Source organism: Paenibacillus sp. V4I9 (assembly GCF_030817295.1).
Classification (GTDB): domain Bacteria; phylum Bacillota; class Bacilli; order Paenibacillales; family NBRC-103111; genus Paenibacillus_E.
The window spans coordinates 7,270,432-7,288,485 of record NZ_JAUSZE010000001.1 but is presented as its reverse complement, the minus strand read 5'-3'; the positions used below and the strand labels follow the sequence as shown (position 1 = coordinate 7,288,485).

General features: G+C 45.4%; 14 protein-coding genes and 1 pseudogene. 10 read left to right on the top strand and 5 right to left on the bottom strand.

The annotated features are described in order from the left end of the window. Positions 1-37: 37 nt before the first annotated feature. The 10 genes and pseudogenes from QFZ81_RS33555 (at position 38) to QFZ81_RS33510 (ending at position 11,013) form a co-directional block, all read left to right on the top strand. Positions 38-2,343 (top strand): annotated as a pseudogene (locus tag QFZ81_RS33555) (DUF4962 domain-containing protein). A gap of 251 nt (positions 2,344-2,594) precedes the next feature. Further along, entirely contained in the window at positions 2,595-3,947 is a 1,353-nt protein-coding gene (locus QFZ81_RS33550; RefSeq protein WP_307606192.1) for an extracellular solute-binding protein, read from the top strand. Between the two features lie 94 nt (positions 3,948-4,041). After that, positions 4,042-4,932, top strand: coding sequence for a carbohydrate ABC transporter permease (locus QFZ81_RS33545; protein WP_171687942.1), 891 nt, complete (start codon positions 4,042-4,044; stop codon positions 4,930-4,932). 17 nt (positions 4,933-4,949) lie between these two features. Next, complete coding sequence (locus QFZ81_RS33540; RefSeq protein ID WP_307606189.1) at positions 4,950-5,831, top strand: carbohydrate ABC transporter permease; 882 nt, start codon at positions 4,950-4,952, stop codon at positions 5,829-5,831. Positions 5,832-5,915: 84 nt separating this feature from the next. Further along, positions 5,916-7,763: a sensor histidine kinase gene (locus QFZ81_RS33535; protein ID WP_373462565.1), complete on the top strand. Its 1,848-nt coding sequence runs from the start codon at positions 5,916-5,918 to the stop codon at positions 7,761-7,763. Between the two features lie 3 nt (positions 7,764-7,766). Beyond that, positions 7,767-8,963 carry a response regulator gene (locus QFZ81_RS33530; RefSeq protein WP_307606187.1) on the top strand — a complete coding sequence of 399 codons (1,197 nt, stop codon included), beginning with the start codon at positions 7,767-7,769 and terminating at the stop codon, positions 8,961-8,963. A 158-nt stretch (positions 8,964-9,121) separates the two neighbouring features. Further along, positions 9,122-9,670 carry a C40 family peptidase gene (locus tag QFZ81_RS33525; protein ID WP_307606185.1) on the top strand — a complete coding sequence of 183 codons (549 nt, stop codon included), beginning with the start codon at positions 9,122-9,124 and terminating at the stop codon, positions 9,668-9,670. Between the two features lie 339 nt (positions 9,671-10,009). Next, the gene (locus QFZ81_RS33520; protein ID WP_307437197.1) at positions 10,010-10,411 is read left to right on the top strand and encodes a pyrophosphohydrolase domain-containing protein; all 402 of its coding nucleotides are present in this window, start codon (positions 10,010-10,012) and stop codon (positions 10,409-10,411) included. Positions 10,412-10,424: 13 nt separating this feature from the next. Continuing rightward, positions 10,425-10,637 carry a helix-turn-helix domain-containing protein gene (locus QFZ81_RS33515; RefSeq protein WP_029196808.1) on the top strand — a complete coding sequence of 71 codons (213 nt, stop codon included), beginning with the start codon at positions 10,425-10,427 and terminating at the stop codon, positions 10,635-10,637. Between the two features lie 175 nt (positions 10,638-10,812). Continuing rightward, the gene (locus tag QFZ81_RS33510; protein WP_028555213.1) at positions 10,813-11,013 is read left to right on the top strand and encodes a cold-shock protein; all 201 of its coding nucleotides are present in this window, start codon (positions 10,813-10,815) and stop codon (positions 11,011-11,013) included. 135 nt (positions 11,014-11,148) lie between these two features. Here the strand turns inward: QFZ81_RS33510 and QFZ81_RS33505 are convergent, their stop codons facing one another. The 5 genes from QFZ81_RS33505 to QFZ81_RS33485 all read right to left on the bottom strand — a co-directional run bounded on the left by QFZ81_RS33505 (position 11,149) and on the right by QFZ81_RS33485 (position 17,845). After that, positions 11,149-12,429: an ABC transporter substrate-binding protein gene (locus QFZ81_RS33505; protein ID WP_307606183.1), complete on the bottom strand. Its 1,281-nt coding sequence runs from the start codon at positions 12,427-12,429 to the stop codon at positions 11,149-11,151. 171 nt (positions 12,430-12,600) lie between these two features. Beyond that, positions 12,601-14,217: a response regulator transcription factor gene (locus QFZ81_RS33500; protein WP_307437218.1), complete on the bottom strand. Its 1,617-nt coding sequence runs from the start codon at positions 14,215-14,217 to the stop codon at positions 12,601-12,603. Then, complete coding sequence (locus QFZ81_RS33495; RefSeq protein ID WP_307606181.1) at positions 14,195-15,955, bottom strand: sensor histidine kinase; 1,761 nt, start codon at positions 15,953-15,955, stop codon at positions 14,195-14,197. Before QFZ81_RS33495 ends, QFZ81_RS33500 begins: the two co-directional genes overlap by 23 nt. Positions 15,956-16,034: 79 nt before the next feature. Continuing rightward, a complete protein-coding gene (locus tag QFZ81_RS33490; RefSeq protein ID WP_307606179.1) occupies positions 16,035-16,886 on the bottom strand; it encodes a carbohydrate ABC transporter permease in 852 nt (283 codons plus the stop codon). After that, the gene (locus QFZ81_RS33485) at positions 16,883-17,845 is read right to left on the bottom strand and encodes a carbohydrate ABC transporter permease (RefSeq protein ID WP_307606177.1); all 963 of its coding nucleotides are present in this window, start codon (positions 17,843-17,845) and stop codon (positions 16,883-16,885) included. Before QFZ81_RS33485 ends, QFZ81_RS33490 begins: the two co-directional genes overlap by 4 nt. Between the last annotated feature and the right edge of the window lie 209 nt (positions 17,846-18,054).

Here is an 18,054-nt window from a genome sequence, read left to right as displayed (position 1 = left end):
TATTTTCAATAGAGAACCCACCGGGAGGAGAATGGATATGACTTCATTGTCGCCATTATACGAACCGCAGAGCGGCGTTTTAACTGTACAATACGAACCGAATGAGCAGACCGTACTGCTGGAAAACCCACCTCGTTTCACGTGGATTCCCGCACAATTGGAGCATGATCGCTATGTACTGCAAATCTCGCATTCTGAGGCCTTCTCTCAGGCTGACACACAAACGATTAAGCCGATTCCGTATAACTTATATACACCGGATGATGCGCTAACCCCAGGTACCTATTTCTGGCGGTACGCACTTCTCCAGGTAGATGGTTCCCAAACCGTCTGGAGCCTCGTTCGACGCTTCGAGGTGCCAGCCGATTTACCGGAGACGCCACTGCCTAGCAGAGAACGCCGATATGCGGAAGCGTCTTCCCAGCACCCTAGATTGTGGCTGCAATCTTCTGAGCTTGATGACTTCCGCAGTAGGCTATAGCAACAGATCCGGCTTATTGCGGGTTTGATATCTTTTACGAGAAATCCGTTAAACCTTGGATCGAGCGTGAGCTGATTGCAGAGCCGCTGCCATATCCGGGCAATAAGCGCGTAGCTAAGCTATGGCGACAAATGTACATGGATACCCAAGAAGCGCTCTATGCGGTTCGTCATCTCGTGATGGCGGGTACGATTCTGAATGACGAAACGCTGCTTGATCGCGCGAAAACGTGGCTGCTCCATCTGTGCAGCTGGGACGTGAACGGTACAACAAGCCGTGACTATAACGACGAAGCCTCCTTCCGTATGGCTGGAGCTATCGCCTGGGGCTATGACTGGCTTTATGCTCGGTTAACAGAGGATGAGCGGAAGCAGGTGCGGCAAGTTCTGCTCGCCCGTACACGTCAAATCGCCCAGCATGTTATTGAGCATTCCAAGATCCATCATGTGCCGTTCGACAGTCATGCGGTGCGCTCGCTATCCAGTGTATTGGTCCCGTGCTGCATCGCGCTCCTGAATGAGGAGCCGGAAGTTCGCGAATGGCTCGATTATACCCTCGAATACTATGCGTGCTTATATTCGCCTTGGGGCGGACCGGATGGAGGTTGGGCGGAAGGTCCGATGTATTGGACGACCGGGATGTCTTTTGTTACGGAAGCGATGAATTTGCTTAAGAAATATACAGGCATTAACTTTTATAAAAGGCCATTTTTCACGAAAACAGGCGATTTCCCGCTATACGCATTCAGTCCGGATACCCTTCGCGCAAGCTTCGGCGACCAATCGACCCTTGGTGATCAAGTTAGCTTGAAAACTGGCTTTAACATCCGTCAGTTCGCCGGTGTGACCGGTAATGGTCTGTACCAGTGGTATTTTGAGCGGGTACGTGAGACGGATACCGATTCAGAAATGAAATTTTACAACTATGGTTGGTGGGATTTCCGTTTCGACGAAATGGTCTACCGTCATGATTATCCGCAAGTGGAAGCTATCGCTCCAACCGACGCGAATATCGAGCCGGTCAAATGGTTCCGCGATATCGGCTGGGTGGCATTTCACTCGCAAATGGCCGATCCTGAGCGCCATATCATGCTGCTGACGAAGAGCAGCAAATACGGCTCTGTCAGTCATAGTCATGGCGACCAGAATGGCTTCCTGCTGCATGCTTACGGGGAACCGCTTGCCATTGAAAGCGGTTATTACGTAGCATTCAGCAGTACAATGCACATGAACTGGCGCAGACAGACGCGTTCGACGAACAATATTTTGATTGACGGTTTGGGTCAATATGCCGAGAAGAACAAAGTGCTGAACATGGCAGCTAATGGGTTCGTTGAAGTTGCCGAGCAGCGCAAAGGCTACGGGTATTCCCGTAGTAACGCAACCGCAGCATATAAAGAGTACGTTCCTTATTTGGAGCGCTACGTTCGCGAGATCTACTTCTTTGGCACGTACGTTGTTGTCGTCGATCACATCGACTTGTCGCAGGCAGGCTCTGTTGACTGGCTGTTCCAAACGCTGTATGAAATGAAGCTGAACGGGCAGACTTTCAAAGTCCAAGGCCGCAAGGCAGATATGGATGGGCGTTTCGTCTATTGTTCATCCGGTGAGCTGGAGCTGACGCAGCATCAAGGCTTTACGGATGTGGATCCAGCTGAAATCGAGGGATTGCCGCTGCACTGGCATCTGAAGGCAACGACCAAGCCGTCGCGCAGTCACCGCATTGCAACACTCCTTGTGCCGATCAAGCACGGCGAGCCGAAATATGTGTCCTATTTCATGGATGATCAAGGCTTCGACACGCATATTTATTTCACAGAAGACGGTGTAACACAAAGAGTTGAGGTTCCGAAGGCTTACTAGTTTTTAATAGCTGCACTCATATTAATATTTAAAGATCGATCTCTTATTCGCTGAAATAGCGAGAGAGGTTGATCTTTTTTGCCGTATAGGAAGCTATTTTTTTATATAGAAAACTGATTGTTATTGCATCCATTCCCAACATAAACCTATAAAAATCAAACATCATACCTATAGTTCCCACATTGTAAGGGTTACCATTTTCGAGCGATAATAAGGACATCAAGAACAACAACAAACGAGGGGGATTCACATTGGTAACTAAATATAAAGCACTAAGCGTCGTTGCAGCTAGCTTTCTAGCTATCAGCTTAACAGCTTGCGGTGCAGGTGGAAGCACGAACGGCAGCACAACAGATACGAAAACAAGCGAGGCACCGACTGCGACAGCACAAGCTAAAAAGCAGGAGAACATTACGATCACGTTCCAAAATATATATCCGGATCCAACAGATCCAAAGAACGGCATGTTGAAGAAAATCGTTAACGATTACCAAACGAAAAATCCGAACATCAAGATCGAGCTTGACTCCCTGAACACAGATCAACAAAAGCTGAAGCTTAAAACACAAGCCGCTTCCAAAGAGGTTCCCGACATCACGATCGTGAATCCGGCAGCGCAAATGAAACCTTTCGTCGATGCTGGCCTGTTCGCGCCACTGAACGACATGGTTGACCAAAACGGATTAAAAGGGACGTTCCAAGAAGGTATTCTGAACTGGTACACGTTCAATAACAACATCTACGCACTGCCTGACGGTAATAACATTGCAGTCGTTTATTACAATAAAGATCTATTCAAGCAAGCAGGCGTTGAAGTACCGAAGACTTTCGAAGAGATGGTTGCAGCGGTAAAAACACTCAAAGGCAAAGGCATTCAGCCAATGGCGATCGGTGAAAAAGATTCCTGGACAGGTTCCTTCTTGTTCATGAACGTACTGCTTCGCACAAATGGCGGTCCTGGCTTCCTACAATCTGTCATTGATGGCAAAAAGACGTTCGCTGATCCAGCATTCACAGAAGCAGTAAGCAGCTTCCAAGACCTAGTTCAAGCTGGCGCATTCCAAGAGGGCGCAACATCTTTTGACTACAACGCAGGTGAAAACTTGTTCAAAACCGGCAAAGCCGCTATGTACTTCATGGGCAGCTGGGCAACGGGCGGAATCGAAACATCTTCCGTTAATGGTAAAGTTGGCGTGTTCAAATTCCCAACGGTTAAAGGTAAAGGGAACCCAGACGAGTTCATGCTTGCTCCAGGAAGCGCGTTCGCCGTATCTGCAAACAGCAAACATTTGAAAGAAACCAAAGATTTCTTGAACTACTTCATGCTGAACTTCCCTAAAGAAGCTTTCGCAGTAAAAGGTGCTGTAGGTATCGCACAAAAAGTAGATGGCGACTTTAAAGCCGCTGGTTACTCCGATATGGCAATGGAAGTGCTTGGCTTGTTCAAACAAGTAAAAGGCGGCGATCTTGCGTTCGATAATACGATGAACCCAGGAACAGCGCAAGGACACTTAACAAGCATCCAAAACCTTTTTGTACAGAAGAAAGATCCTGCTGAAGTGGGCAAAGAACACCAAACCGCTTACGAAACGAATAAAAAATAAGATGAATTAGCAGCCGAATCGGAATTTATCTTGAGCGCCGCAATGGGCTGAAGGTAAATTCCGATTGGTATATGCCAGGAAGGAGGCGAGCCAAGTGAATGTGTTAAGAGTCTCCAAGTGGACAATTGCCATGTTTGTATTACCGTGTTTGCTGATCTATGTTAGTCTCGTTTTCGTCCCGATTCTCGTGTCTCTTTACAGTGGACTGCTGGATTGGAACGGAATTGGCGAGTCGACATTCGTTGGTCTCAAAAATTTTCAAACCCTGCTATTCGCAGACCCTGTTTTCTGGCCGTCTGTTCGCCGTACATTGATGTTTGCTGTATTTTCCATGGCCGAAATTCCAGTCGCTTTAGGTGTAGCTATTCTCCTGAACCGATTTATCAAAAAACCGAATTTTCTCGTTTCGAGTTACTTTTTACCTGTTATTTTATCCGTCGTCATCATCGGTCAATTGTGGAAAACTATTTATAACCCCGCCGCGATGGGGGGCATGCTCAATCAAGTGCTCGATATGTTGAATTTACATGGTTGGACGAGATCGTGGCTGACAGATCCTAAAATTGCGATGTATTCTCTCTATTTTGTAGCCCTATGGCAATACTTGGGTTACCATACGCTGATCCAGTTTACCGGTATTCAGAACATCCCTGCTGATATTTATGAGGCAGCCAGGATTGACGGAGCCGAGGGGCTTAAAGCCGACTGGCACATTACTTTCCCTATGAATATTCCGATTTTTAAAATATCGATCGTCCTCGCCTTTATCGGCTCGCTGCAAGCGTTCGACATGGTCATGGTCATGACCGCAGGGGGACCGGCACACGCGACAGACGTGATCTCCACGCATATGTACAACATGTCTTTCCTTTCCATGAAATATGGGTACGGAAGCGCGATTGCGGCTTTCTTGGTCGGCATGTGTTTGATCGCAACGGTTATCATTAATGCGGTTTTCAACCGACTAGAGAGAAGATTTTCGTGAAGGAGGGGAGTGTTACCATGCAGACCGCACGGGAAATAGCTTCGGCTAAGCCTGCAACCATTCGGAGACGCAAACGCCTCTCTATCGTCAAAATCATCGTGATCGCTTTTCTTTCCCTACTCGTGGTTACACAAGTATATCCGCTGCTTTGGCTGGCGATTTACTCATTAAAAAGCAATGAAGAAATCCTGTCGGGTCAATTTTTCGCTCTCCCTCATACGCTGCAATGGAAGAATTTCACGGATGCGATTAAAGCGGGACACTATTTTCAATATCTGAAAAACAGCCTATTCGTCACTTCGGTTACGATGGTGAGCGTCCTGCTGCTCAGTTCCCTTACCTCGTTCGCAATCGCCCGATTCCGTTGGAAATACGGTCAGGTCGTGATGGTCATCTTCCTTATCGGAATGATGGTACCGCTGCAGGCAACGTTATTGCCGCTCATGATTATTTTCAAAAATTTACACGCACTGAACACGCATATTTCGATCATTCTTCCTTATATAGCGTTTCAGACGCCGATTACAGTCTTTATCCTTAGTGGATTTATGAAATCCATTCCGAGTGAGATTGAGGAATCCGCAGTTATGGATGGCGCAGGGGTTTTCCGGATTTTCCGCAGTATTATTTTACCGATTTCCATTCCTCCAATGATGACAGTCTGTATTTTAACTTTTATTAGCATTTGGAACGAATACATTCTCGCGGCGACTTTCATCTCGTCCGAGCGGCTGAAGACGCTGCCTTTTGGGGTGAACAGCTTCGTCAGTCAATATTCGGTTAATTACGGAGCAATCGGTGCCTTCTTAGTACTGGGCGCATTGCCGGTCATTCTCATCTATTTCTTGTTAGCAGATAAAATTACAAAAGGTATGGTAGCGGGAGCGGTGAAGGGTTAATTTCACCCCTCTCTTTTTGCTGTTTCTTGGGATGCCTATGATAAAATAGGAAGTAGCTTATAACGAAAGGGGACCGACAACGAAGTGACACGAGGCCTACACTCCATTCATAACCGGCTATTTCTGCTATTTATCTCCTGTATGTTAGTTCTCGTTCTCCTGGGAAGCGTGCTCTATTATAAAAAAACAACGCAAATTATCCATAGTAAAATTAGTGATTTGGCGGAGAAAAATATTTCTCAAACGGTAGGTTTATTTGATTTGCTGCTGCAAGGTTATGATAGTATCACGAAATCACTGAACAGCAATTTTGAGATGCTGAGATTAATCCAAGATCGCGACACCAATAAGGATGAAGCTGTTAGCATTATTAATGAGCGCACGATTACCAATATCTTAGGGGCTATCTATTACTCGCGCGATGATATTGTCGGAATTCATGTGATTACGAATGCCGGCAAAAACTATAACTACGAACGAGGATTCCATAGTGTTATGGACACGAACTATCCATCCTCGGAGTGGTACCGGAAGCTGCAGGATTCATCGGGAGAAATGGTATGGCTTGGGCTTTTCCAAGGCTCTGTCATCAATCAGTTTCAGAAGGATCCGTTATTCATATTCGGGCGCAAACTGTACGATTTAACCGACCACCGGGTGATAGGCGTTATGCTCATAGAAACGAATCCGCAGCCGATTCTTGCCGCTCTTTCGAACGTCACCATCAGCCCGAACAGCCAGGTGTACATTGTTGACCGGGAAGATCGAATGATTGCTTCTACCGCGGAAGAGAAAGTCATTCCGCCTTCTTTCAGCGGGCTTCCGCGTCCTCAAACGAATGAGATCATCGTTGATGATCGAACGGATCATCTCCTCGTCGCCGCGAAAGCGAAGATGTCCGATTGGACCGTGCTTGGTTTGACTCCAAAAGAGGATATCAACGCCGAGGTTGTGAGGACTAGAGAGTATTTATACCTCGTTATTATTGCACTGGTCATTCTATCGACGGTCCTGGCAAGCATTATTTCCCGCAACATCGCTTCACCGCTCAAGCTGCTGATTCGCGAGATGAAGCAAGTAGAGATGGGGAATTTTAAAGGCTCGGTGACGGTAAAGTCATTTGAGGAAATTAATTCGTTGGTTTCATCATTTAACCGAATGGTGAACCGGATGGATGAGCTTATCGAGCGCATTACACTCTCTTCCATGAGTGAGAAGAATGCGGAGCTGCAGGCGCTTCAATCGCAGGTTAACCCTCATTTCCTTTATAACACCTTGGATATGATTTATTGGATGCTGGATGAACGGGAGAACGATCGATTGGGCAAGGTTATCTTAGCCCTGTCCCATATGTTCCGCTACAGCAGCGACTGGCAGGAAGCGTCTAAGACGACGCTGCGGCAGGAGCTGGATCAAATGCGGCATTACATCACGATTATTGAAAGCCGTTTGGAAGGTAGAGTTAGTACAGACATACAAATTGATCCAGATGTTCTGGATGTCATCCTACCGAAAATGACTTTACAGCCGATCATCGAGAACGCCGTTAAATATGGGCTGGAACCTCTCCGTGAGCCGGGAATTCTCCGTGTATTTACGGAAGTCCATGATCAAGAGCTTCATATCATTATTAAGGATAATGGAGTAGGTATCCAGGAGAGCATCCTAGAGGAGATGCAGGAGCTGCTGCGTTCGGATACAACGGATGCAGGTGGCGTGGTGGCTTCGATGAAAATGGAGCAGCACATAGCGCCAAGCTCCATCCAAGCGGCAAGTATTTCTGCGAAAACAAGGCGGGGCATTGGACTCACCAATGTTCACCGCCGCATAACGTTAATGTTCGGAGATGCCTACGGGCTCCGTATTCATAGTAAACAAGGGGAAGGAACAACGGTCATCATCGTGATGCCGCTTCCTCGGAAAGGAGTGTAAAACATGGACATTCTCATCGTAGATGATGAAACAGTCATACGCGAGGGCATTCAGCGGACGTTGCAGAACCGTTTCCCCGAGCATCGGATTCATCTGGCTGCGAATGCTGAGCAAGCCGTCACGCTGCTGCGGAGCCATCCGATTCACATCGTTCTCACGGACATTCTGATGCCGGGCATGAACGGCCTAGAGCTTATGAATATGTCTCGTAGCCGGCACCCCCATGTGAAATGGGTTGTCATTTCGGCTTATTCGGAGTTTGCCTACGCGCAGGAGGCAGTGCGGCTAGGGGCTAAGGACTATTTGCTAAAGCCGATCGGCAAAGAGGTTTTGATTGAAATGATCAGCAAGCTAAGCGAAGAAATTACGCGTGAAACGGAGCTGATCGAAGAGGCTGAGCTGCTGAAGGCCAACCGCAAATACTTGCAGGAAGCCGTCTTCCAGCGCTGGGTGCAGGGTTTGGACACGGGTCGCATCGACATGGGACCCTTCATGGAGCAGCACCCTTATTTTCATCTCATCATGGTTAAAATGGAGACCGATAAGCCAGTCTTCCTCGAAAATTTCATTATCGAGAACGTCCTGCTCGAGCTTATCGAGCGCTACGGCAAGGGCTTCGTGACGGTGCATGACAGCAAAAGCCTGCTAGGACTAGTCACGCTGCCGGAAGGTGGCAGCCTGACCCTGCTGATTGATGAGCTGCGCAGTCATCTTGTGAAGTACCTGAAGGTGCCCTTCCAGATGATGAGCTCCGAGCTGATCGACTGCTTCCAGGCGGTGCCGGCAGAGGTACAGCGTATGAGGCAAGCGTCTACGACGCAGGTCTACGAGCACCATGCCAGCGGCAGCGATCGCTCCATAGAAGTTGCCCTGCAATATATCCGCACACACTACCATGCCGATCTATCGCTAGAGAAGGTCGCTTCGATCGTTTATCTAAACTCTGTCTACTTCAGTCAGCTTTTTAAGCAGAAGACGGGTCAAGGCTTCAAGGAGTACGTTATTCACCTGCGTTTGGAGCAGGCGAAGCAGCTGCTGTTGAATCCCAAGCTCAAGCTCGCTGACGTTGCCGAACGTATTGGCTACCACGACATGCGCCACTTCTCGCAAGTTTTCCGCAAAAAGTACGGCGTAACCCCGTCGGAATATCGCCAGGAAAACGCAGGTGATAAACCGGATAAGTATGTGTCAAGGGAATAATTCTTATTAAATTCTCATGGAATTCTAAGAAATAGCAATAAAGCTAGACGGTTAGCGGCTTTCTCTTTTTTGTGGTAAATATTAGGCGGATAATCTTGTGCTATGGTTGTAGCACAGGTCATACCTAATATTCACGATCAAGAAGGAGGAAATCAATCATGATTTTCATAGATAAGAACCGCCTTAGTAAATCGTTAGTAGGGATAAGCCTTAGTCTTTCCTTGTTGACCGCGGGAGGCGTACTTTGGAGCCCGCAAGCTGCCCATGCTGCTATTGAAACAAGCAGCTCTATAGATGCGCTTGACGCTACAAGCACAGCGATAAGTGCGACGCGAGCAGATAGCATTGTCCGTACAGCCAAGTCCTATGTCGGCAAAGTGAGATATCGTTTCGGTGTCCGCGATATCCAACATTTAAAATTAGACTGTTCCGCGTTCACACAGCTCGTTTTCAAAAAAAATGGCATCACGATCCCTTGGGGATCGAGCGCACAAGCAAAAGTAGGAACTCCCGTTAAGTATAAATCGCAATTAAGAAAAGGCGATCTCGTTCTATTTAGCGTGAGCAAACCAGGCCGAATAAATCACGTTGGCATTTATTTAGGGAATGGTAAATTCATTAGCAACACGACAAGCTCCGGTGTAGTTATAAGTGATTTAAACAAGGGATATTGGAAAGATAGATTCATAAAAGGTCGTCGTTTATAAAAATGGACAAGCTGCTATAGCGCGAAAACAGCGCTTACTTGAGCGCTCCCGCAGGAATCTGCGCTTAAGCCACGCTTAAAGCGGCAAAACTAGCCGCCCACCCCCGCGTCGCAGTCCAATAAGCTCTAAAATCGAGCTTATTGGAACACTCCCGTGGAGATAAGTCGCGAAATCCGCGCTTAAGCCTCAATCCACCCCTCAAGCCCTCACTCGATCTCCTTTCATGGTGAAGCACTTATCACCATCGAGAGGGAATCGAGTTAGGGCTTTTTGTTGACCGAGGGCACTTTTAAATGGTATATAAAAGAAAACCGTTTGCAAGGGAGCAGAAGAAACGAAATGACCTTAAAAAAAGCATTTGAAGATGTTAAAAAGTTTCATGAAACGTTTGAGCATCCAGTAGGCACATCCCCACAGCGCCTTTCCGAAAGCCGCAAAGCGGCTCGTCTAGCTTGGATGGAAGAGGAACTCCAGGAGTTTAAAGAAGCAGCCACACTGGAAGACGAAGTGGATGCGATGATTGATGAGTTATATTTTGTCCTTGGTACATTGGTTGAAATGGGCGTGGAGCCTGGACCGATCTTTGACATTGTTCAGCATGCAAATATGTCTAAGGTATGGCCTGATGGTCAAGTTCATAAAAATGAGACCGGCAAGACCATCAAGCCCCCCCATTGGCAGGACCCATTCGACAAAATTAAAGCTGAAATTCACAGACAGCAAGGCAACCAAAATGGCTGAGGAGGGCGCAACAGTGGCATTTCACACGAAATTAAAAGAGCTCAGACAGCAGCAGAATCTAACTCTCCGTAAGCTCGGAGAGAAGGCAGGAATCAGCTATTCCATCCTTAATTCTATCGAAAATGGTCGAATCGAGCCGTCGAAAGATGTCGCATTAGCACTAGCCATTGCCTTGAAAATAGAGGACAGGGAAGAGTTCTTATCTTTAGCAAGAAATCCCTTCTAGGGACAATTGCATTACACGATATTGTGTGGTAAAGTAATGTTAAGTCTTAAAGATTCACCCTGAATTGCGTATTGCAAAGGGTTATCATTAAGTTAATGAAACCTTTTCCAATGTGTAATTTTTTTGTTCGAAACAAGAAAAAAGACATGTTAATAAAACTTTGGAGGTATTACCCATGGCAGTAGGAACAGTAAAATGGTTTAACGCAGAAAAAGGATTTGGCTTTATCGAAGTTGAAGGCGGCAACGATGTATTCGTACATTTCTCCGCAATCACTGGCGAAGGTTTCAAATCTTTGGACGAAGGCCAACGCGTTGAGTTCAACGTAGTTCAAGGCAACCGCGGACCACAAGCTGAGAACGTTGTAAAACTGTAAGCTTAGCTTGCACAAATAGCATTCTCGAAGAACGGCCTCTTAACATTACGTTGAGGGTCGTTCTTTTTTGCGTCCAGTTCTAAAGGCAGCCACACAAAAATAAAGAGCCTCTTGGAGGCTCCTCATTCATGTAAATTATTGATAATCTTTTGCCTTTTTCACAAGCTCGTCATAAGCAGCTTCCGGCGTTATTTTGCCGAACATCACTTTTTCACCGATACTCTTATAATCTTTAGCTGTATAATTACTCCAGCCTTTAGCTCCAGCATTGAAAGGCTGAGCGTCAGGAGCAACAGTTTTAATGAGTTCAATTTGTAATTTATCTGCGGCAGTTAACTTAGGTGTTAAGTAATCGAGCATTTTTTTGGAAACAGGAACACCTCTTGTTGTCGTTAGAACGTCCGCGGCTTCGCTATCATTCACAAACCAGTCGATGAATTTCTTGGATTCTTCGGCATACTTGGAATCAGCACTTATGGACCAGAACATGGAAGGCTTCAGAAATCCGCTGGATTGTGTCCCTTTAGGCTGAGCAATGAGTGAGTAAGCACCAGGCTTAACACCCTCATAACCAGGGAATAGAGCGGCGAAAGTGCGTTTCATCAATACGCTGTCATTGTTCATTAAATCAAGCTTTGCGTCAGATTCTTTGTCTGTGCTGGCGATTTCTGCAGGAGGAATAACCCCTGCTGTTCGCAGCTCAGCATATTTCTTAACAAAGGTTAGCCACGTATCTTTATCGAAGTTGAATTTGCCGTCCTCGGTTATCGGGTAGCCTTTGCCTTGGCTAATTTGATAAGAAGAATACATGGTATAATCGGATGTCGCATCCATCAACACATATTTGTCTTTATCAAGCTTAGCTTTCGCATCTTTACCAAATTGGAAGTATTCATCCCATGTCCAACCGTTTTTGGGAGGTGTAATCCCTAGTTTATCAACGGCATTCTTATTGTAGATCATACCAGTTGCATTATTGCCTAGCGCGATGGCATAAAGCTTATCTTTAAATTTCCCTGAATCCACGAGCGATTTGTCGATATCTTCGGTACGAATGCCTTTGGATAAGTCAGCCAGCTGGTTTCTGCCTGCATACTCGGCTAGCCATGCCGGATCCATTTGGATAATGTCAGGGGCATTTTTGGCTGCAGCTTGAGTAGCCAGCTTATCCGCGTAGCCATCAAACCCAGAAAATTCTGGCTCAAAGGTCACGTTCGGACGTTTCTTTGTATACGCATCTAGTGCTTTTAATGTAGCGTCGTGCCTTGCCTGTGAACCCCACCATACAATACGAAGCTTAACGGGCTGGGAGGTTGTAGCCGCGGGTGCTGCCGTTGCAGCAGGGCTGCTACCTGTAGTACTTGGTGTATTTCCGGAACCACATGCACTTAGGGACAGCGCTATCATGGCAGTCATCGAGAGCATGCTCCATTTTCTCATCTGCACGTTCATTGAAAATCCCCTTTCACTACCTCATTATCTTTACAAGTTAATTATAGGACAACTGAAAAGAAGAAAAAGGAGAGTAATGAACACACTTCTTTCACTATTGATCACAATATGGCGATGAATAGGTATCATTCCCGATTATAACCCGCTTTTACTTACTTCACTCGGGCTAATACCATTATATTTTTTGAAAATAGAGCTAAAATAAGGGACGTTTTTATAGCCAACTTTTTCGGATATCTCATATATCAAATATTTGCCTTCGGCCAGAAGGGCTTGTGCCTTCTTCATCCGTACTTGTATGACGTAGTTCGTGAAGGTTTCACCGGTCGCTTTCTTGAATATTTGATTCAAATAATTGCGAGACAAGTAAAGCTGCTTCGACATATCTTCCAAGTTGATCTCTTCGGAATAGTGATCGTGTGCATACTGAATCATGAAATCAACCGCTTCTTTATGTTTGGAATTCTCGTTCCAATGGCGGCTGGTTGCAATGATATGAATTTTACCCTGCAGCCATTGCTGCAATTGCTCTGGTGTTTGGATTTGAATAATTTCCGGCTGCAGCTTCATTTCTGGAAACAGTTCATCAAGCACAATACCTACGCTGTATAAGGAATAAGCAAATATGGTCCAAAGCTCTGTACATAAATACTGCAAGTAAGCCGGGGTTATGGTTGACATGGTTTGCAGCCGGTTGATGTAAGCTTCCACAATCTGTGCAGCCGTTTCTTCTTTGGAATACACAATCGCTTCCGCAAGCTCTTGATAAAACTTAATAGGACGAATAGCAAGTTCTTTCTCTGATGGAATCGTAGATGGATGTTCTCGTGCAAGCGGCGGGATAATGGTCATCTGCAATAAATCTAGAAAAGCTTCCTCGGTGGAATCCGATATTTCCTGCCATGATTCCTTCATCTGGCCTAACCCTATACGGATCGTTAGCCGCAGGTACGTAAGGACACAGTCCGTAATTCGCTCACCAATCAATTGAATCCTACGCATCGCGTCATCTGACACACTCGAACGCTCAACATGAAACATAATCGCGGCATGATGGCTGTGAAGCTCAATGAAGTCGGACTCAGGCCAATCTTCGGCCAAAATTTCTCTAATAATATTAGCTAATGCAAAACGAAACAAATTCCAATCGATTAGCGATAGGTTAGCCGTACGAACAGTGCTCATCAGCTCTATACCCATCACGAGGTGGTTTCTGTGCAGCCAGTAGGCTTGTTCAGATAGCTGAATGCTTTCCGCGGCAATCGTTTCATTAAAGGTGCCGGTAATGACCGACTTCAACCATTCTTGCTGCACAAAGGGCTCATACATCATCAGCCTTCTTTTGACTTCTTCTTGCTCTATTTTTTTCAGTTCTTTCGTTTCCAGTTCTTTAACGACTTTGGCTAGCACAGCCCCCAGCTCTTCAATGGTTACGGGCTTGGACAAATAGTCACTCACCTGCAGCCGCAAAGCCTGCCGTGCATACTGGAAATCGGCATAACCGCTAAGGATAATCAGTTCACCGGGAAAGTTAGTTTCTCGGAGCTTTTCAATCATTTCCAGGCCGTTCATCACAGGCATGTAAATATCGGTAATCACGATATCAGGCTGAGTTTGTCGAACCATCTCTAGACCTTCGGCGCCATCACTGGCTTCACCCACTAATTCTGCGTCAATGGACTCCCAGGGAATCGCCTTCTTCATACCTTCCAACACTTGAAAGTCGTCATCAATAATGAGTATTTTCCACATGATACTTCTCCTCGACTTCTTCTTTATTTTGGATTTGCGGCAATAGAATGGTGACTTCGGTGCCCGTGCCTTCCGTACTTGTAATATGGACCCCATAAGGAGGCCCAAAATAAGCCTCAATTCGTTCTTTCACATTTCGCAATCCGTAACCGCCTGTTTTCCTTGCCTTAGGTTGATCCCAATCGGCTCGCAGCCCAACACCATCATCCCAAACTTGAAATTGGATATCTTGTTGAAGCAGCTGCACACTTACTCGGATTTCTCCTTTTTTTCGCCCGTGAAACCCGTGGATGATCGCATTTTCGATAAAAGGCTGCAAGGTTAGCCTTGGTACATAGAGTTCTTTGGCTGTTTCATCGACAGAGATGGTGAATGCCAAGCGATCGCCCCAACGAATTTGCTGAATTTGCAAATAACATTCGACATGGGTCATCTCGTCCGCGATCGGAATCAATGTCTCACCATTGGATAGGCCGATGCGAAACATTTTACCCATTAAGGAAAGGATCTTACTGATTTTAGTTTGACCGGAATCAATAGCTAACCAGTTTAATTGATCCAATGTGTTGTACAGAAAATGGGGATTAATCATGGCTTGCAGCGCCTTAATTTCAGCTTCGCGTTGGCGCTTGTGCTGAGCTTTCAATGAGGTTAAAAGTTCCTCAATTCGTTCCATTTGTTTACGATAGCCGTTAAATAAATTTCCAAACTCATTGGTGTAGTCCGTAGGCAAGTCCGAAACAAAACCTCGATCGGGAAGCTTACTCATAAAAGCAACCAAAAGTCGAATTGGATTGGTGAATTGTCTGGATATAAAGAAAGTGAAAAAGGAAGCGATAAAAATGGCGGATAAGCCAACGGTTAAGAGAATTAGTGCTAATCGAATACTGCCATGGACAATGCTCTTCCACGGTGTCACCTCAACCAATGTCCAATTCGAAGGGGATTTACTCCAAACGAGTAAGGATTCATTTTGTTGTTTGGCTGTTAAATGAACACTTCCGGACTTCTCCTGGATCAACCTAATCTTCTCCAGCTCACTCTCTTGTATGTTGGGATCGCCAATGGCAGCAATCGTTCTGCCGCCAGCATCAACTAATAGTCTGCTTCTTCCCTCCGTTTCACCTCGAATCAAATTCTGGATCTCAGATGATTTCACATTGAGCAAAAGCAAGCCATAATAGATACCAGAGTTATTGTAAAGCTTTCTTGCAAAGCTAGTAACAGATAACGAGCCTTTATTCGTCTGAATGGTTCGTTCTTTTATCCAGGCAAAATCATTATTTTGGATGTCCGAGTACCATTCCTCGTCCTTCACCCTTTTTAAGTCATAAACGCGAACTGGCCCCTGAGCATCTGTCACAAACGGGCGCTCGATATATAATGAAATGGATTGCACCATTGTCGTGCTGTACGTAATGCTGGCAAGAAGCTTACCCAAATCTTCTTTACGTTTGTTTCGTTCAAATAAGTCACTCTCCAACGGATCATACCCAATGATATCGATATTTCTATAGGCTGCGAGAGACATTTGCTCAATAGAGTTCAACTGAGTGACCAAGCGCTTATTCAACTCATTTAACAGATCCTGCTGATAATTAGCCGTATTGTCAGCTAACTCGCGTGAAGTTAGACTGTAGCTGATCCAGGAGGAAATGAGCAGCAGCACGGCAATGAATGCGGCGAAGCTTCCAAAGAACAGGCGACCGATTCGAACGCGCTTGAATAAGTTAAACACAGCAGCTCCTCCTCATTTACGTCCAAAAAAGTGGAAAAAAGGCTGCAGGTAGCGCAACCTTTTTCATTATTATATTATTCTATCCTTTCACTGCACCTGAAGCAATGCCATCGACGAAATGGCGCTGCGCCATAAAAAAGAGAATCAGTGAAGGAATAATAGAAACGAGCGACATGGCAAGTAATTGTCCCCACGGAAGCGCAGATTGGCTGTCAACGAACAGCTTCAAGGCTAGACCGACTGTGTATTTGCTCACAGAATTGATATACAGCAAGTGTCCGAAGAAATCATCCCAATTCCAAAGAAAACAATAAATGGCGACCGTTACGAGTGCGGGTTTCGTTAAGGGCAGCACAATTCGTAAGTAAATGCCGAACCAGCTGCAGCCGTCCATTTTGGCCGATTCATCCAGCTCCCGCGGAATTCCGCGAATAAACTGCACCAACAGGAAGATAAAGAAGGGTCCTCCGATACCGCCAGCTAGGGCATGTGGAACATAGAAAGGCAGATACGTATTGACCCAACCCCAAGTATTAAACATGATGTACTGGGGAACCAGTGTCACTTGACTTGGCAGCATCAGGGTGACCATCAGAATGGAAAACCAGAAATTTTTCAGCGGAAAATCCAATCGAGCGAAACCAAAAGCCACCAAGCTGCAGGAAATGATAGATGTTATAAGTACTCCAGCAATCAGTTCAAATGTATTCAGATAAAAATGTGTAAAGGTAAACTTAGGAATGGCTACCCACCCTTGGCTGAAGTTACTCCATAACCACTCTGTAGGAAAGAAGCTGGGCGAGCTCATCTCCGCGTTCGATTTAAAGGCTGCTCCAACCCACCATAACATGGGATATATCATGACTAGACTAAACAGTGCTAATAAGAAATGCGTTCGGAAAGTCCGTGCTCCAATCAGATGGTTTCTCATTTTCTTCTCCCTCCTTCGGTTTCATAGAATACCCAGTAACGGGATGAGGCGAAAATTAAAGCCGTTACGATCGCAATCACCACAAGGAGTATCCATGCCAGAGCGGAAGCATAACCCATCTCATATCTAGAAAAAGCGCGATCATACAGGTATAAAGCGTACATATACGTGGAGTTAATAGGTCCGCCTTTCGTAATAATGAAGGCTTGGGTAAACATTTGAAAGGAACCGATTGTCTGCAGAACGAGATTAAACAATAGTACAGGCGATAGCATAGGTAGAGTAATACTAACAAACTGTCTGACTTTAGATGCACCATCTACGGAAGAGGCCTCGTATAACTCGGCAGGTATTTGTTTTAATCCGGCTAGGAAAATAACCATCGAAGAACCAAACTGCCAAGCAACCAGAATAATTAAGGTACCTAATGCCGTATTGGGATTGCTAATCCAACTGATTCCCTCAATACCGAAATAACTTAAAAATCGATTGATAAAACCGTTAATACCGAAAATATTTTGCCAGAGAATAGCTACAGCAATGCTGCTCCCTATTAGTGAAGGCAAATAGATGAATGTTCGATAAACAGAAATCCCTTTTATTTTCTTGTTGAGTACCATAGCAACCATTAAGGCGCTGAAGAGTTTGATTGGCACGGATAAAACGACGAAAAGAATCGTTATTTTCAATGATTGACGAAACATCTCATCGTCTGCAAAAATACGCTCATAGTTTCTCAGACCAATCCACTCTGGCGCATCTAACAACGTATATTTAGTAAATGAGTAATACATCGATTGAACCATCGGCCATAAGGTTAACAGGAGAAATCCAAGTAACCACGGGGAAATAAATAGATACCCAGCTATGGGTGATTCCCAGCGCCCTTTCAGGGTGAATGCTGTTGTCTTTTTGCGAGAGGAAAGCTTTTGGTGAGCAATGCTAGCTTCAGGCTTCATCCGGATAAACCGCCTTTCATTTCAATAACACCTTTATGTTTAGTATAAAAGGTATTGCTCACCCGAAAAATGAGAGTAATGAACACAATTCATTCACAATCGAACAAATTGTTCTGAGAAAATAAAATTGTAGATTGACGGTGTTGATTTTTTAGACAATATGTTTCTAATAAACAAAAACCCAGTCAAAACACTAAAATAAAGTGTTT

What these genes read in the sequence shown, in the direction of transcription:
- QFZ81_RS33540 (WP_307606189.1), top strand. Translation starts at nt 4,950, where the DNA reads ATGCAGACCGCACGGGAAATAGCTTCGGCTAAGCCTGCAACCATTCGG.
- QFZ81_RS33530 (WP_307606187.1), top strand. Translation starts at nt 7,767, where the DNA reads ATGGACATTCTCATCGTAGATGATGAAACAGTCATACGCGAGGGCATT.
- QFZ81_RS33525 (WP_307606185.1), top strand. Translation starts at nt 9,122, where the DNA reads ATGATTTTCATAGATAAGAACCGCCTTAGTAAATCGTTAGTAGGGATA.
- QFZ81_RS33520 (WP_307437197.1), top strand. Translation starts at nt 10,010, where the DNA reads ATGACCTTAAAAAAAGCATTTGAAGATGTTAAAAAGTTTCATGAAACG.
- QFZ81_RS33510 (WP_028555213.1), top strand. Translation starts at nt 10,813, where the DNA reads ATGGCAGTAGGAACAGTAAAATGGTTTAACGCAGAAAAAGGATTTGGC.
- QFZ81_RS33505 (WP_307606183.1), bottom strand. Translation starts at nt 12,429, where the DNA reads ATGACTGCCATGATAGCGCTGTCCCTAAGTGCATGTGGTTCCGGAAAT.
- QFZ81_RS33500 (WP_307437218.1), bottom strand. Translation starts at nt 14,217, where the DNA reads ATGTGGAAAATACTCATTATTGATGACGACTTTCAAGTGTTGGAAGGT.
- QFZ81_RS33490 (WP_307606179.1), bottom strand. Translation starts at nt 16,886, where the DNA reads ATGAGAAACCATCTGATTGGAGCACGGACTTTCCGAACGCATTTCTTA.
- QFZ81_RS33485 (WP_307606177.1), bottom strand. Translation starts at nt 17,845, where the DNA reads ATGAAGCCTGAAGCTAGCATTGCTCACCAAAAGCTTTCCTCTCGCAAA.